Annotated in this window: 15 protein-coding genes; 2 read left to right on the forward strand and 13 right to left on the reverse strand. The window is 26.9% G+C overall.

Annotated elements, in window-relative coordinates:
• Nucleotides 1-231: 231 nt before the first annotated feature.
• The 7 genes from TVTCOM_RS18240 to queG all read right to left on the reverse strand — a co-directional run bounded on the left by TVTCOM_RS18240 (nucleotide 232) and on the right by queG (nucleotide 8368).
• The gene (locus TVTCOM_RS18240) at nucleotides 232-1266 is read right to left on the reverse strand and encodes a BMP family lipoprotein (protein WP_434797669.1); all 1035 of its coding nucleotides are present in this window, start codon (nucleotides 1264-1266) and stop codon (nucleotides 232-234) included.
• A gap of 264 nt (nucleotides 1267-1530) precedes the next feature.
• Nucleotides 1531-2379, reverse strand: a complete 849-nt coding sequence (locus TVTCOM_RS18245) for a DegV family protein (protein WP_434797670.1) — start codon at nucleotides 2377-2379, stop codon at nucleotides 1531-1533.
• A gap of 24 nt (nucleotides 2380-2403) precedes the next feature.
• A complete protein-coding gene (gene trmL / locus TVTCOM_RS18250) occupies nucleotides 2404-2874 on the reverse strand; it encodes a tRNA (uridine(34)/cytosine(34)/5-carboxymethylaminomethyluridine(34)-2'-O)-methyltransferase TrmL (protein WP_434797671.1) in 471 nt (156 codons plus the stop codon).
• Between the two features lie 119 nt (nucleotides 2875-2993).
• Nucleotides 2994-4322 (reverse strand): VanW family protein, encoded by a 1329-nt coding sequence (locus tag TVTCOM_RS18255; RefSeq protein WP_434797672.1) that lies wholly within the window; start codon nucleotides 4320-4322, stop codon nucleotides 2994-2996.
• A 5-nt stretch (nucleotides 4323-4327) separates the two neighbouring features.
• Nucleotides 4328-4954, reverse strand: coding sequence for an endonuclease III (nth, locus tag TVTCOM_RS18260; protein WP_434797673.1), 627 nt, complete (start codon nucleotides 4952-4954; stop codon nucleotides 4328-4330).
• 146 nt (nucleotides 4955-5100) lie between these two features.
• Complete coding sequence (locus TVTCOM_RS18265) at nucleotides 5101-7332, reverse strand: Lon protease family protein (RefSeq protein ID WP_434797674.1); 2232 nt, start codon at nucleotides 7330-7332, stop codon at nucleotides 5101-5103.
• A gap of 130 nt (nucleotides 7333-7462) precedes the next feature.
• Nucleotides 7463-8368, reverse strand: a complete 906-nt coding sequence (queG, locus tag TVTCOM_RS18270) for a tRNA epoxyqueuosine(34) reductase QueG (protein ID WP_434797675.1) — start codon at nucleotides 8366-8368, stop codon at nucleotides 7463-7465.
• Nucleotides 8369-8431: 63 nt separating this feature from the next.
• On the opposite strand from queG, the gene TVTCOM_RS18275 reads away from it, so the two are divergent.
• Both TVTCOM_RS18275 and glsA read left to right on the forward strand, forming a co-directional pair.
• A complete protein-coding gene (locus TVTCOM_RS18275; protein WP_434797676.1) occupies nucleotides 8432-8836 on the forward strand; it encodes a RusA family crossover junction endodeoxyribonuclease in 405 nt (134 codons plus the stop codon).
• A gap of 94 nt (nucleotides 8837-8930) precedes the next feature.
• On the forward strand, nucleotides 8931-9848 hold the full coding sequence (gene glsA, locus TVTCOM_RS18280; RefSeq protein ID WP_434797677.1) for a glutaminase A: 918 nt from the start codon (nucleotides 8931-8933) through the stop codon (nucleotides 9846-9848).
• A gap of 45 nt (nucleotides 9849-9893) precedes the next feature.
• On the opposite strand, the gene TVTCOM_RS18285 is transcribed toward glsA, so the two are convergent.
• The 6 genes from TVTCOM_RS18285 to TVTCOM_RS18310 form a co-directional block, all read right to left on the reverse strand.
• On the reverse strand, nucleotides 9894-10898 hold the full coding sequence (locus TVTCOM_RS18285; protein ID WP_434797678.1) for an aldo/keto reductase: 1005 nt from the start codon (nucleotides 10896-10898) through the stop codon (nucleotides 9894-9896).
• A 137-nt stretch (nucleotides 10899-11035) separates the two neighbouring features.
• Nucleotides 11036-11590 carry an ArsR/SmtB family transcription factor gene (locus tag TVTCOM_RS18290; protein ID WP_434797679.1) on the reverse strand — a complete coding sequence of 185 codons (555 nt, stop codon included), beginning with the start codon at nucleotides 11588-11590 and terminating at the stop codon, nucleotides 11036-11038.
• Nucleotides 11591-11902: 312 nt separating this feature from the next.
• Nucleotides 11903-13567: a nucleoside kinase gene (locus tag TVTCOM_RS18295; protein WP_434797680.1), complete on the reverse strand. Its 1665-nt coding sequence runs from the start codon at nucleotides 13565-13567 to the stop codon at nucleotides 11903-11905.
• Nucleotides 13568-13592: 25 nt separating this feature from the next.
• Complete coding sequence (lepB, locus tag TVTCOM_RS18300; RefSeq protein ID WP_434797681.1) at nucleotides 13593-14126, reverse strand: signal peptidase I; 534 nt, start codon at nucleotides 14124-14126, stop codon at nucleotides 13593-13595.
• Nucleotides 14127-14182: 56 nt separating this feature from the next.
• On the reverse strand, nucleotides 14183-15484 hold the full coding sequence (locus TVTCOM_RS18305) for an RsmF rRNA methyltransferase first C-terminal domain-containing protein (RefSeq protein ID WP_434797682.1): 1302 nt from the start codon (nucleotides 15482-15484) through the stop codon (nucleotides 14183-14185).
• Nucleotides 15477-16208 carry a PrsW family intramembrane metalloprotease gene (locus TVTCOM_RS18310; protein ID WP_434797683.1) on the reverse strand — a complete coding sequence of 244 codons (732 nt, stop codon included), beginning with the start codon at nucleotides 16206-16208 and terminating at the stop codon, nucleotides 15477-15479. Before TVTCOM_RS18310 ends, TVTCOM_RS18305 begins: the two co-directional genes overlap by 8 nt.
• Between the last annotated feature and the right edge of the window lie 102 nt (nucleotides 16209-16310).

Here is a 16310-nt window from a genome sequence, read left to right on the forward strand (position 1 = left end):
TGTTAATTAGTGTATCATTTAAATATTAGATTGTAATTAGTATGTAATATTTAACTTAACAATTATATCATTTTATATACTTTTTGCCAACAATTATAAGAATTTACCATATTTTTATCATATGTATTACATTATTTATTACAATTAAATAATATATCAAAAAAATATTCCACCAGAGAATATATATTCTTTGGTGGAATATGTATTTTAAGAATTTATACTCTAGGATTTTTATTTTTCGTATAATTCTTTGTATTCTTCATCAGTTGCTGGAACTTTTATTTTTCCATCAACTATTTCTTTAGTTTTAGCTTCAACATATTCTAATACGTCAGCTGGAACATTTTTGTCTGAAGTTGGAGCTATACCAACTCCTCCTGTTGCTAATGATCCTATTATAACTTCACCTGATTTGTAAGATCCATCAACAAATGCTTTTGCTAAGTTTCCAACAGCAACATCTATGTTTTTCATAGCTGAAGTTATTACATTATCTGGAGCTAATTCATTTTGGTCTCTATCAACACCTATAGCCATTTTTCCGTTTTCTTTAACTGATTCTATAGCACCAGTTCCAACAGCACCTGCAGCTGGGAATACTACGTCTACACCATTTTTAATCATTTGATTAGCTATAGATTTTCCTAAAGCTTGATCAGAGAAACTGTTTGCATATTGTACTGATATTTTTGCTTTTTCATTAGCATCTTTAACACCAGCTTTAAATCCGTTTTCGAATTTAGATATAACTACACCTTCCATACCACCTATAAAACCAACTTCATTAGTTTTAGTCATTTTACCAGCTATTAATCCTGTTAAGTAAGCTGAAGCGTTATCTTCAAATAATAAAGAAGTTACATTTTCTGGTTGTGTTTCATAAGCACAATCTATTATTGCAAATTGTTGATCTGGATAATCTTTAGATGCTTTTTCTATAGCTTTTTCTAATTTATATCCAACACCTATTATTAAATCCATTTCATCATCAACGAATTGTTCTATATTAGGAGTATAATCTGAGTCTTGTTTTGATTCTAAAACTTTAACTTCAATTTTATCTTTTCCTAATTCTTTTTCAACTGCTTGTAAACCTTCCCATGAAGATTGGTTAAATGATTCATCATGTACACCACCAACATCAGTTATCATACCTATTTTTACAACATCTTTCGATGCTTCATCTTTTTTAGATCCACACCCAACTAATAACCCTACAGACATTACCATTGTTAGTGATAAAGCTACTAATTTTTTTAATTTCATAAGTCCCTCCTGAAAAATATAAGTATTTTGTCTCTTATGTTCTTTATTTTATACTATTTTTCATATTTTATCTATACTATTTTAAATCTTTTTTTACATTTTTCATCAAATTATCGGTTATTTCTTTAAATATGATACACTATATTATAATTTATTTACATATTAATATTTTATTCCCAAGGTATTTTATCATTTTATTACATATTTAGTATATTTGCCTAGATATTTTTGCATAAAAAAAGAGGTTATTAATACCTCCTTAATTTATCTATTTTTAAATACTAATATTCCACCTACACCAGGACCTGAATGTGCTCCAACACAAGTTCCTATTATAAAATATCCTATTTTTTTTGGTTTAAAAACTTCTTTAGCTATTTCAGTCAGTTTTTCTCTTTCTTTTAAATCATCACTATATCCTATGTAAACTTCTTCTTGTTCTAAATCGTCTCCTAACCTTTCTTTAATGCATTCAATCATTTTACTTAGTACATTTTTCTTTCCTCTTACTTGACTCACTTGAGAAACTAATCCGTCCTTCACCTCTAATATAGGTTTTATATTTAATAAACCACCTACCGTTGCCTTAGTCGAAGATATTCTACCACCTTTTTTTAGATATTCTAAAGTATCTACTGAAAACATAAGAATATATTTTTCTTTAATTTCATCTAAAGCTTTAAATACTTCTTCTATTGTTTTACCTTCATTTATCATTTCAGCTGCTTTAACGACAAAGAAACCTGCCCCAAAAGTTAAATTATTACTATCATATATATATATTTGGCCCTCAGTATCATTTTTAGCCATTATAGCACTTTGACATGTTCCTGTAGCTGCTGCGGATCCCGATATATATAATATTTTCTTCCCATCTTTTGTATATTTATCAAAAATTTCTTTAAATTGAGCATAAGTAGCTTGAGAAGTTTTTGGATATACATTTTCCTCCCTTAGAATCTTATAAAATTCCTCCGGTTTCATATCTATACTATCTCTATATTCTTTTCCATTAATTATAAGTGTTAATGGTACCACATCTATGTCATACTTTTCTAAGTACTCTTTGTTAACATCAGATAAACTATCACATATTATTTTAATATCATTCATCTCGTTAATCTCCTTTCTTTGTCATTATCTCATATTCGGATAACCTATTTGTCTTAAAGCTTCATAAACAACTATGGCAACTGAATTTGATAAATTTAAAGATCTTGCCTTTTCTAATTTTAACATAGGTATTCTCATACATGTGTCTTTATTTTCCTTTAATAGAGTTTCTGGTAATCCCTTTGTTTCTTTTCCAAAAACTAAAAAGCAACCATCCTCAAATTTCATATCTGAATGAGATTGGTTCGTTTTCGTTGTAGAATAAAAATACTTTCCTTCAGGGTATTTTTCAAATAATTCTTCTAAACTATCATAGTATCTTATATCAGATATATCCCAATAATCTAATCCACTTCTTTTTAAATATTTATCTTCTAATGAAAAACCTAGGGGTCTTATTAAATGTAAAGTTGCACCTGTATTAGCGCAAGTTCTTATTATATTACCTGTATTTTGAGGTATTTCAGGTTCTACTAATACTACGTTTATTGACATAACGCTCCTCCGTTTAAATTAACTAATCTATCAATTTTGCTTAATTTTAAGCAACTTCAATATTTTCCTAAATACATTATAACAGAAAATGCTTTTAATTAAAGTTGCTTTTTTAAGCATCACTTTCTTAACTCTCTTGTTCCATATACAATAATTCTATCTTGAGGCGGATAATAACTTTGACCTATATATTCTGTTTTATTTCCTAATGTACTTTTATACACTCTATAAGTTTGAACTTTGTATCCTTTTCGACCTTCTTGTTCAATAGTTTTTACACCTAATTCATATTTTTCACTATTTTTCCTAATTATCCTATTATAAAATATATCCGTAGTTTCTGTTATGATTTCAATATCTTTATTATCTTTTTTATTTCCATAAATAGTACAAACAATCTTATTTCCTATAATCTGATTGTGTATAAAAATAGGACTATCAAATTTATTAGAAAATTTTAAATCTATAGTTCCACCTGATACAGTAGCATCTCTTCCCATTTCAATATAAGGACTTGGTATAGAATGATTTCTCACATTATTTATTTTCATGCCTGAATATAAAGCTGCATTATAAATAGTGCTAGATACTTGGCACATACCTCCTCCTATTCCTTTTTCTTGTTTTCCATTAATTATAACAGGAGCTTCTTTTAAATACTTATTAATATGAGATTTTTGTATATATGAATTAAAAGAAAATATTTCTCCTTTGTCTAATAATATGTTACTTGTTGCGTTTGCTGCCAACTTAATGTTATTTGATCTATTATAATTGTTAACATTAAAATAAGTCTCAAAGCTTCCTAAAGCAGTATTAATCTCACTTAAGTTATTATAAGAATAAAATGGTTTAACTGCTACAGTAGGTATAATTTCATCTTCATTATCTAAGTTTTTTATCTTTCTAATTATTGTTTTTTTTAATTCATCTTTATTTAGTTCATGTCCATTTTTTTCTTTAGTTATAACAATTTTATCATTTATTATTCTTATAGTTGCATTTGTTGGTTTTATATATATTTTTTTATTCAACTCTTTTAGGTATTTATCTAATTTTTTTTCATCATAAGTAATGCTATAATCTAACATTACCTTTTTACCCATGGTCAAACTACTTTTAGTTTTTATATTAGCTATAATATCTTTATCTCTACCAATGCTATATGCTTTCTCAACTACTTCTTTTACATCATAATCTGTTTCTATATCATTTTTTAAAAAAACATATTTTTTGCCATTAAAATTTAGTGAAAAAGAATTATTATCATCAAGTGTTTTATTTATTTTTTCCATAGCTTCTTCTTTTGTTAAATTAGATAAATCAATATCTCTAACATAAATATTTTTGTGTATTTTTCCTTCAAGTTCAATTGCATTACTTAAGACTACATTGCCTAAGAATACAATTAATAATGATAAAAATATTGCAATCTTAAGTCTTTTCAATAGTATCATTCCTTTCCTTGATAAAAATCACAATTATCTTTTATTGGGCATAACTCACATTGTGGTTTTCTTGCCTTGCACATTCTTCTGCCATGAAATATTAATACATGATGAGAATGAGACCACCTATGTTTTGGTATAACATCCATAAGAGCAAACTCAGTTTTTTCTGGAGTTTTTGTATGAACCATACCTATCCTATTTGAAACTCTAAAAACATGTGTATCTACTGCTATAGCATCTTTATTAAATGCATTGCTTAATACTACATCTGCTGTTTTTCTTCCCACACCAGGAAGTTTTGTTAGTTCTTCTAAAGTATCTGGAACTTCACCATTATAATCTCTACATATCATTTCTGATGTAGCCTTAATTTTTTTACTTTTACTTTTGTAAAGACCACAAGTTTTTATCTCTTCCATTATTTTCTCTTCTGATAAATTTGCAAAATCCTCTGGCGTATTATACTTCTTAAAAAGTTCCCTTGTTACCATATTAACTCTAACATCAGTACACTGGGCAGATAATATAGTAGCTATTAATAATTCAAAAGCTGTAGTATGCTCTAATTCACAATGAGCATCTGGATAAATTGTCTCTAACTTGTCTAATATTTTATTTACATCTTTCATTTATTTTCCCCCTTATTTTATCTTTTATTTTTATTATCTATCAATTTAGTCAATCTATAACAAAGTAATAATTCTCAATTTTTTGGTTTTTTGTATTAAAAAAGCAAAAACTTATTAAGTTCTTGCTTTTTATTATATCAATTTACTTATTCCTTTTTTGATTCTCTTGACTTATTATAAGTATCTAATTTTTCTTTTACCAATTTTTTAATGTCTTCAAACATTTTATCCATTAAAATTTCTACACTTTCTTCTATTTTGCTCACAGGATAAATTTTAAAACATCCATTTTTTACTGCTTTTTCCATTTCATCTGAAAGAATTAGATTATTCATATTATCTTTTGGTAAAATCACACCATAAACTTTATCTTCAAATCCTCTTTTTTTACATACATTATAAAATCCTTCAATTTTTTCTGTTATTCCACCAACAACTTGTATATCTCCTTTTTGGTTTAAAGAACCTGTAACTGCTATATTTTGTTTTATAGGTATTTCACTTAAAGAAGATAATAATGCACATAGTTCTGCTAAAGTAGCACTATCACCATCTATACCTCCATAATTTTGCTCAAAACAAATATATGCATTTACTGATAAAGGATACTCCTGAGCAAATTCTTCTGTTAAATAACCTTGTAAAATAAGTACCCCTTTATTGTGTATTGGTCCACTCATTTTTACTTCTCTTTCTATATTTATTATACCTCTATTTCCCATACTAGTAGTTACACTAATTCTTGAGGGTCTTCCAAAGGAATACTCCCCCATACCAAGAACAGACAATCCATTTATAACACCAACTCTGCTACCTTCAGTATCAATCATTATCGTATTATCTTCAATAAATTCATCAATCTTATTTTCTATTTTATTTAAACGCTTACGCTTTTCTAATATGGCTATTTCCACATGTTTCTTTTCCACAAACTCTTTATTTTCTAACGTTGCAAAAATATCAGCTTCTGTTATTATTTCAAGCAATTTATTAAAGTCTGTTGATAATTTTTTCTTATTTCCTACTAATCGAGTACTATGTTTTATAACACCCTCCACAGCTTCATAAGTAAAATGCTTAAATTTATTTTTTTCACATTGAAACGCTACAAATTTTGCCATTCCATATTCTGTGACTTGGCTTCTATCCATTTCATTATCAAAATCTACAAATATTTTAAAACACTTACTAAATTCACTATCATATCTGTAAAGCGCATCATAAATATAATTACTTCCAATTAATATAATTTTCAAATTTAGTGGTATTTCTTCAGGCTCTATTGATACCTTTGTCTCCATAGGAATTTTTTGTGACTGTATAGCTCTTTTTAAAAGTTCCCATGATAGTGGATAAGATAAAAGTTGTTGAGCATATAAAACTAAATATCCTCCATTAGCTTTTTGTAAAGAGCCAGAGAAAATTTTCATGAAATCAGTTTTTATATTACCACTATTATAATCATACTCAACTTTACCAAATAAATTCGACGGACTTGGATTGGATTCAACAATGATAGGTGCCGTTTCATTATTTTCATTATCTACAAATAAATTTACTGCATATTTTAAGAAAGAATCCTTATTATAATACTCCCTAATTTCCTCATCATCTAAGTAAAATAGTTCTAAATTTTTTAGTATATCTTCTCTAACTTTATTAATATAATCTACAATTTTATCATAGTTTTCATACTTTTCTTTTAGTTCTTCAATGTGAGGATCCACAACTAATTTTCCAACTTCATCTTCTATTTCAATCATTATAATTTTTATATTTTCCTCAATTTCTCTTATCTGGTAAACTACCTTTATTGCCATATTTTCTAATTCTTTTTTTATTTTAAAAAACTCTTCTGAAGATACTTCTTCTTCAAAATTTTCATTTAAAGGAACAAATACCATTCCTACTTTACTACTTTTGAGCTTAAATCCTTTTTCTTCTCCATAAGTTTTTATCTTTTTTATCAAATCTTCCTTTTGCATTTCGTATTGTTCCAATAATGTATTTTTATTTACCTCGTATTCTTCACTATCAAATGCTTCTTTTATTTCTTCAAACAACTTATCTATCATTTCTTCTATATCATCTTTAAATATTTTCCCCATGCCTCTTTCTAAACTTATTACAATAGGCTCCCTTGGATTATCGAAATTATATACATAACACCAATCCTTATGATTATTTTTATCCCTAGAATATTCGTCTAATATTTTCATGGTATAAGTGCTTTTTCCTGTTCCAGGGTCACCTGCTATATATATGTTATATGCAGGATTATCTATTTTCAAACCCAACTCCATAGCTGTTACTGCTCTGTCCTGACCTAAAAAATCTTTTAAAGGTTCTATTTCTGATGTATTATTAAATTTTTGCATATTATTCCCCTTTCCATCCCCTATTTATATGAACTAAGATTATACTCTCTTATAAACTTAATAAATTATATGTATTAGTCCTCTTTAATTTGACTTAATAATTTTCTAAAAATAAAAAGCCTATGATTTATCACTTCATAGACTTTTCTTTCAATATATCCATATTTCTTTTTATAATATTTCTTCCTCTCCAGCTAAATGCCCTATCCTTATATCTTCGCTTAAATTCTTTATTTGATATTTTATTAACTTCTTCTTCATTTAAACTCGTTATCAAATTAACGGTAAATTCTTCAATATTACTTTCGCATATATCTTTATTATGAGGGCAAACTTGTTGACATATATCACATCCAAATATTGATTTATTTTTTTTCATTTTTGCCACTTCTGCTAAGGTAAGCTCCTCTTTCTTTTGAGTTATAAATGAAACACATTTTTTAGGATCCATTTTGTAATTTCCCCCTAGAGCATTTCCCGGACAATATTCTACACACTTATTACACTTTTTACATGTTTTATTTGTAGGTTTATCAGGTTCAAGGTCATAATTATTTACTATATATCCAATAAACACGTAAGAACCATATTTATCTGTAATAATATTATTATTAATTCCATAATAGCCAATACCTGCTAAATAGGCTAAATACCTATCTACTAAAGGTCCATTATCCGCAAAAATTTTATAATTAAAACTTTCATCTATTTTTTTTATTTCATGGCATATATTATCTAGTTTCTCTTTTATTACTAAATGATAATCTAGTCCATAGCAATATTTCGATATGTTTGATTCCTGATTTTGTTCTATATAATAAGGAAATGCACATACTATAATAGACGATGCATCCTCCATAATTAATTTTGGATTTATTCTTTTTTCTATATCAGGTTCTTCCATACCTGTTACAAGATTTGCATTAACTTTTGCTTCTAATGTTTTTCTTAATTCATAATAGGGACCTATAGGTGCAACTCCCACAACATCTAGTCCTTTATTATGAAAAATTTTTTTAATTTCATCTTTATTCATAAAATATCCTTTCTTTAAATCCTCTTTAGTTTTATAATAAACTAATGATAAGGAAGTGATAATTTGATTAAACTAACAATCCCAGGAAGACCTATTAGTAAGTCTAATTTTAAACTGCATAACGTTCATGGTCAAGCTTGGATGCCATCAAAGGGGAAATATTCTAAATACGTAGCTTATGAAAATATGATAGCTGGATACATAAACACACAATATGAAGGTGAAGTTATAGAAGAAGACTTAATAACGGTTATGAAATTATACTTCCCCAATAAAATAATGGGGGATTTACATAACTATCCAAAAAGTATTTGTGATGGAATAGAAAAAAGCGGTATTATAAAAAATGACAAACAATTAAAGCCTGTTTTATTATTTGATTATATTGATAAAGAAAATCCAAGAGTTGAAATTGAACTTTATCCAGTTTCAAAGTATAATGTTACATACAACATTATTTCAAAATAATTTGTTTTATAACGAAATGATTAAATTTAATATTATTTTATATTTTTTAAAGATAATTTTTTATTAAAATATGAATATATGGAGGACTCTTAATATGCAAAATATATTGAATGATATAATTCTATCAAATAAAAAGTGTACAGATAACGGAAAAGTTGCTAGTTATATTCCCGAATTAAAAAATGCAAATAGGAATGATTTGGGCATATGTGTAATAGATAAAGATAATAACATTTACTGTGCTGGTGATTATAATAAAAAATTTACTATCCAAAGTATATCAAAACCTATAATCTTAGCTATGGCTTTAATGGATAATGAGTGGAACTATGTTTTTTCTAAGGTAGGTATGGAACCAAGTGGAGACCCTTTTAACTCTATAATGAAGTTAGAAACTAACGATACTAAAAAACCTTGCAATCCAATGATAAATGCTGGAGCAATAGTAACTACTTCTCTAATTAAAGGAAAAAATCTACAAGAAAAAGAAGAACGTATGTTATCATTCTTCAGAAAACTTGCTAAAAATGACTCTATTGAAATAAATAAATCAGTTTATAAATCTGAAAAATTAACTGGCGATAGAAATAGAGCCATGGGTTATTTATTAAAAAATGATGGATTTATAGAAGGAGATGTGGAAGAAACACTTGATTTATACTTTAAACAATGTTCTGTTGAAGTTGATGCAGTTGATTTAGCTAGAATTGGTTTACTATTCTCAAACTATGGTATCGATATAGAAACTGGTGAACGTATAATAAGTGAAAATATATCTAGAATGGTAAAAACATTTATGGTTACTTGCGGAATGTACGATGCTTCCGGCGAGTTTGCTCTTAGAGTCGGAATTCCAGCCAAATCTGGTGTAGGGGGAGGAATAATGGCATCTGTTCCAAGAAAAATGGGTATAGGTGTATTTGGACCTGCATTAGACAATAAAGGAAATAGTATTGGTGGATTAAACGTACTTGAAGATTTATCAAAAAAATTAGAATTAAATATTTTCTAAAAAAAAGCAGCTAAAACATCTAAGATGTAATTGCTGCTTTTTAATCTATCTATTTTCTAATTTCTCACATACATTTTTAAGCATACTTCTAATTGGTAAATTATAAGGACATTTTTCTTCACAAATACCACATTCTATACATTTACTAGCCTTAGCATCATCTAGTGATTCATATCTTTCTAATGCCCATTCTTTCAGATTATATCTTGTATAGTATCCTTCCAACAAAAAGTTTTGTGGTATATTTATGTTTTTAGGACATGGAAGACAATATTCACATCTTCTGCAGAAATTTCCACTTAAATCTTTTCTGATTTTTTCAATCTTTAATTCATCTTCATAAGTTAGCTCTTTATTGTTTATTACAGAAACATTTTCATTTACTTGTTCAATTGTATTCATTCCTGGAATAGCCACATCAATATATTCTTTTGATAATATATATTTTATAGCCAGAGGACCATCATCTATAGCTCCCCCAGCTAGAGGTTTCATGGTAATCGTTCCTATTCCCTTTTCATAAGCTTTTCTAAAAACTTCATCTGCTTGATCTTCAACAATATTGTATGGAAATTGTATAGTGGCAAATTTTCCATCTTCCACAGCTTTTGATATGGTTTCCAAGCTATGACTAGTTATTCCTATATGTCTTATTTTACCTTCTTCTTTTGCTTCTAATAAAGCTCTATATGCTTTCCCATCATTAAAAATAGTATTGTATTCTTCTATTTTAAGGTTATGTATTTGGTACAAATCAATATAATCAGTTTTTAGATTTTTTAAACTTATATCTATATCTCTTTTCATATCCTCATAATTTCTAGACATACTTTTAGTTGCAATATAAAACTTTTCTCTTCTACCTTCAATTGCATTTCCAATATACTCTTCACTTACAGTATATCCTCTTGCTGTATCTATAAAATTAATACCTTGATTTATTAATTCTTCAATAACTTTACTTGTTTCTTCTTGAGTAATTCTCTGTATAGGTATTCCCCCAAATCCAACTTCTTTGATTATCATATTTGTATTTCCAAGACTTCTCAACTATCCAACCTCCTTATTATGTATAGTATAATACTATATTATTTTCATATAACATGTCACTATTCTTGATATGTTCTTGAATGTCATTTTTTTAACAAAAAAGTATCAATATGAAATTGATACTTTTTATAGTCTACTTATTTAATTTGTGAAGGAATTGCAAACATTACTACATCATGTTTCTTTTCATTTTCTCTATTATTATCTCTTTTTGCAATTATTTCATTAACTTTAACTTTGAATGCACTTCTTAGTTCAGACACTTCTTCTTCTGTTAATAATACATTGTCATATTCTAAAATGCTGTCCCCATTTAAAGCTCCCGCTTCAGCTGCATCATAGAACGATTCTATCGTATCTTCAAAATCTGATATAGATACAAAATCTGTATCTATTTCTTGCTCTAAAGTATAATCTATTATTTTTCTACTAATAACTATATTATTTGCAGTTGGATAGTAATATTTTTCTACAATACCTGACTTAATCTTTTCTTCAACTAATTCTAAAATCCCCACATTATAAAGTGTTTTGATATGATAGTTAATTTTTGCATGTGGCTCATCTAATATTTCTGATAACTGTTTTGCTGATAGAGGTTCCTTATCAAACGTTTTCAAAATATCTACCCTACGAGGATGAGCAATTGCTTTTATACAATCTAAATCTCTCAATACTAATACATCTTTCATATATTCCACCCCTAAAATATTTTTATTTAATATAATCCCATTATATATTAAGTGTATATAATTGTCAAAAGATTATACATATTTAAACTTATTTTTTTATTTTTTTTATATTTTTTTATCTTACCTTTTATTTTTATATAAAATCACATGATTTTTGTCATAATAGCACTTATTTTTTGTTATATTAATATATAAATTAATAATTGAATATAAAGTTTATGTACACTATTTTTATTATATAATAATTTATTATAATATTTTAAAACATATAATTAATAAAATTCAACAAAAAAACGAACTATAAAGTTCGTTTTAATCAACTATTTTACTTCCACCTATAAATTCTCTAATTATTGATGTAGGTGGTAAATCTGATATATCTTTAAGCTCCACAAAATACTGAAGGAATTTTAATAGCCTATTAGCTTCACTATAAGCTTCACTACTTGAGTCTATTTCTTCTAATAAAGGTTTAACATAAGCTTTTAAAATTGCCAACTCATACACACAAGATGAGTTAAAAATCATATCAGCTTCTTCTTGATACGGAAATATATTTTGTTTTTCTCCTCTTCTTACAGAATTCCAAGTTAATATTGTTCTTGTAGCATTATGACCCCTAAACTCATTGTCCCTTACAATACGTCTTATCAGCCTTAAATCTGTAGTAGGTATTCTATTATGAGCATCTAAATTTAACTGTGTTAATACACTAAGATAAATTTTAAACTTCTCCTTGTCATGTATTGATGATGTTAGAATTGGATTTAAGCCATGAATACCTTCTAATATTATTGGTTGATTTTTCTCTATTTTAAGTTTTTTACCTTCTTCACTTATACCCTTTTTAAAGTTAAATCTTGGAATGGTCACTTCTTTTCCTTCTAATAAATCACTTAAATCTTTATTAAATCTATCTAAATTTATTGCATATATAGATTCAAAATCATAATTGCCAAATTCGTCTAATGGTGTTTTATCTCTATCTACGAAATAATCATCTAACGAGATTGATATAGGCTGTAAATTATTTACTTTCAAGTGTATTGATAACCTATGAGCAAAACTAGTTTTTCCAGAAGATGATGGTGCTGCAATTAATATTATTCTTTTGTTTTCTTGTTTTATTATATCTGCTATTTGCCCTAATTTTTTTTCTTGTAAAGCTTCAACTATTCTTATTATGTCTCCATATGTTCCATTTTCTATTATATTATTTAAAGATAATACTGTATCTACACCCATTAGGGTAGACCAATTTTCCATTTCTAAATAAATATTTGATAGTTTTGGTTGAGGAATAAATTCTCTAACTTTAAACTTTTCTTCTTCTCTAGGTCCAAGTAATATAAATCCACCTTCATATTTTAAAACATCAAATGTTTTTAGATAACCTGTAGATGGTAACATGTGTCCATAAAAATGATCCACATGATTTTTGCATTTATAAATTTTTATATCATCATGTTCCTTATATTTTAATAATTCTGCTTTATCTTTCATATTATGTTCATTGAAAAATTTAATTGCTTCCTTTTTAGTTACAATTGTCTTTTCAATTTTATAGTCTGCCTCTATAATTTCTTGCATTTTTAATTTAATAACATCTCTATCTTTATCATTTAATGTTCTATCTGTCCTAACTTCACAATATAAACCATTTGATAAAGAGTGTTCTATACTTACTTTACAATTTTTATAAAGTTCTTCACAGGCCATTATAAATACGAGTGTTAAGGATCTAGAATATACTCTATATCCATCACTATTATTAGTATCTAAAAATTTAATATTGCAATCATCCGATATCAGTGTTGTTAATTCTTTTAATTTATTATTTACAGATGCTAAAGCTATATAGCCAGTATAATTTTCTTCAATTTTACAAGCAATATCTTCTAGTTTTATGCCTAGTAAGCTATCTTCAATTAAAAAAACTTTTTTTTCATCTTCTATAGTTAAATTTAATTGCTTCATTTTAACTACCCCTTTACGATTATTATTATTCTAGTAAACCGATCTTATTAAAAGGATATAACCTAACAAAAACTTTACCTAATATGTCTGAGTCATCAATAAAACCTACACTCTCATATCTACTATCTAAACTTATTTCTCTATTATCCCCCAATACAAATACAGAATTTTTTGGGACAACAGTATCTACATCACCTTCTGTAACTTCATCATGAATATAAGATTCAACTAATTCTTCTCCATTAACATATACTTTAGAATTTTCTATCTTAACTTTATCTCCACTTACACCTATAACTCTTTTTACCAAATCCTTGCTACTTCCATCCTCTTGTTGTAAGTCAGATTCAAATACGATAATATCTCCACGTTTAGGCTCTTTGAATTTATAAGACATTCTATTTATGATTAAGTAATCTCCTTCTTCTAAAGTAGAATACATAGAATCTCCTCTTACTAATGTTGGTTTTATAAATTGTGTTATGATAAAAGCAAAAACTATTGCTAATGCAAATACCTTAACCCACTCAAATATCTCTTTTTTTACTTTTTCACTCAAAATATCATCTCCTCAATAATATGTAATTATTTATAATGTGTTACACTTACAACACTTTAAGTATAGTTAATTCTAAGACCTTTTGGGTAGTGATTTTTTAAAATTCCATTAGATTCTTTTCCCCATCCCAAAGGTATACCTTCTATTGATACTAATACCCATCCTCTACTCTTATCTGTTTTTATTGTATTTCCTCTTAAATATCCCTTCGTTCTATCATCATTTATACTTAAATCTTCAACATTTTGAACATCATCTATTGTAAGATAATGAGAAAAAGCATGAGATGGCTCAAATCTGTTTTTCTTAAGTAAACCTAAATGTAGACCGTTTCTTAATACCTTGAGTTTTTTTGTATCTGGGCAATTTTCTGGTAATAAGTATAAGTTTTCTCCTTTTATATAGAAATCTCCTTTTATCTCTCTACGTAAAAAATTTTTTTCAAATACTTTGTAATCCTTTAGTTCTTTTCCTAAAGGCTTTATTTTTATTTTTTTAGTAGAGCATCTCTCTTCTGAATCTTTCTTTATCTTAGCCACAAAGTGTCCTTCACCTTTTACTTTATGAGGCCATAATCTTTCCATAAACACAAGATTGGCACCTTCATTTTCATTTATAAATTCATTAATAACATCTTCATTTTCTGCTTTAGCAAAAGTACATGTTGAATATACTAAAATACCATCTTTTTTTAACATTTTAAATCCGTCTCTTATTATGTCCCTTTGTATTGATTGACATTCTAATACTTTATTATAGCTCCAATCATCTACTGCCACTTGATCTTTTCTGAACATTCCCTGACCAGAACAAGGCGCATCAATTACTATTTTATCAAAATAGCCTGTAAATACTTTTTTTAAATTTGTAGAATCTGTATTGGTTATGATGCAGTTTTTTGCACCAAATCTTTCTAAGTTTTCTCCTAATGCTTTTATTCTAGTTGGATTTATCTCATTAGAAACTAAAAGCCCTGTATTATTTAATTTTGATAATATATATGTAGATTTTCCTCCTGGAGCTGCACAAAGATCTAAAATCTTATCTCCCTCTTTAACTTCTAGTTTGGGTACAACACTCATAGCAGAAGGCTCTTGTAAGTAATATGCTCCACTTTCATGAAGAGGATTTTTACCTGGCCTATTTATTTTTTCATCATAGTAGAATCCTTCCTCCGCCCAAGGAATACTTGTCAATTGAAATAAATCTAAATCTAATAATTTATCTTTATTTATTTTCATTGTATTTAATCTTAAACCTGTAGTTTTAGGTTCATCATAACTTTTTAGAAAATCATCAAATTCACTTCCTAAAATATCTTTCATTTCATCTAAAAATTGTTTTGGTAGATTAGTCAATTTTATCTCCCTTTCTACTTTTATTTTTTTTCTTGTAAAATCTTATTTTTGAGTATAGTGCATATCTATCTAGCTTATCTAAATTAATTTTCCATAAGAATATTATATATACTATAAAGACTATAATAGCCCATCTATATCCTATCATCAAGATAAAATCGAAAACTCCATGAAGTAATATGGGAATAATCACAGCATAAATTAAATATTTATTGTTTTCATTATCATCTTCTTTTGAAAATTTATACTTTGAAATATAGTATCCCATAGTAATTGCAAACATTATATGAGATGGTATAGAAATTAACCCTCTAGTTACTCCCAATTCAAAAGATAGATCTAACCTCTCTCTCATTAAGTATATAATATTTTCTATTGTAGCAAATCCTAAAGATAAAAAAATAGAGTAAACTATTCCATCTAATTTTTCATTGAAATTTTTATCATTTAGTAAAACAGGTATTAGTATTATAGACTTTAATCCCTCTTCTGTAAATGCTGCCACAAAAAATGCTATGTATAGAGCTCCCATTGTACCAGAAAATATATTCAATTTACTAAAATAAGACTCTAAAAATATAGCTAATATACTTACTAATATTCCTAACAAAAAATATTCTATCAATTTAAGTGGTGGTTCTTTTTCATATTTGTCTTTAAAATAAATCCATCCTACAAAAAAACTTACTGGTAATACAGCTAGTGCTAATATGTAAATTTTCATATTTTAATATAACCTTTCTTTGCATATATATTAATATTTAGATATTTAAATTTAATACTTATTATCTCCATTAGTAAAAAATTTTAATATTTACTTTTTAAC

This window comes from Terrisporobacter vanillatitrophus, assembly GCF_051148895.1.
Taxonomy (GTDB): domain Bacteria; phylum Bacillota; class Clostridia; order Peptostreptococcales; family Peptostreptococcaceae; genus Terrisporobacter; species Terrisporobacter vanillatitrophus.

Bases quoted from the DNA above. Each gene is read 5' to 3' on its own strand.
- TVTCOM_RS18240 (WP_434797669.1), bottom strand. From the start codon at position 1,266: ATGAAATTAAAAAAATTAGTAGCTTTATCACTAACAATGGTAATGTCT.
- TVTCOM_RS18245 (WP_434797670.1), bottom strand. From the start codon at position 2,379: ATGAATGATATTAAAATAATATGTGATAGTTTATCTGATGTTAACAAA.
- trmL (WP_434797671.1), bottom strand. From the start codon at position 2,874: ATGTCAATAAACGTAGTATTAGTAGAACCTGAAATACCTCAAAATACA.
- nth (WP_434797673.1), bottom strand. From the start codon at position 4,954: ATGAAAGATGTAAATAAAATATTAGACAAGTTAGAGACAATTTATCCA.
- TVTCOM_RS18265 (WP_434797674.1), bottom strand. From the start codon at position 7,332: ATGCAAAAATTTAATAATACATCAGAAATAGAACCTTTAAAAGATTTT.
- queG (WP_434797675.1), bottom strand. From the start codon at position 8,368: ATGAATAAAGATGAAATTAAAAAAATTTTTCATAATAAAGGACTAGAT.
- glsA (WP_434797677.1), top strand. From the start codon at position 8,931: ATGCAAAATATATTGAATGATATAATTCTATCAAATAAAAAGTGTACA.
- TVTCOM_RS18290 (WP_434797679.1), bottom strand. From the start codon at position 11,590: ATGAAAGATGTATTAGTATTGAGAGATTTAGATTGTATAAAAGCAATT.
- TVTCOM_RS18295 (WP_434797680.1), bottom strand. From the start codon at position 13,567: ATGAAGCAATTAAATTTAACTATAGAAGATGAAAAAAAAGTTTTTTTA.
- TVTCOM_RS18310 (WP_434797683.1), bottom strand. From the start codon at position 16,208: ATGAAAATTTACATATTAGCACTAGCTGTATTACCAGTAAGTTTTTTT.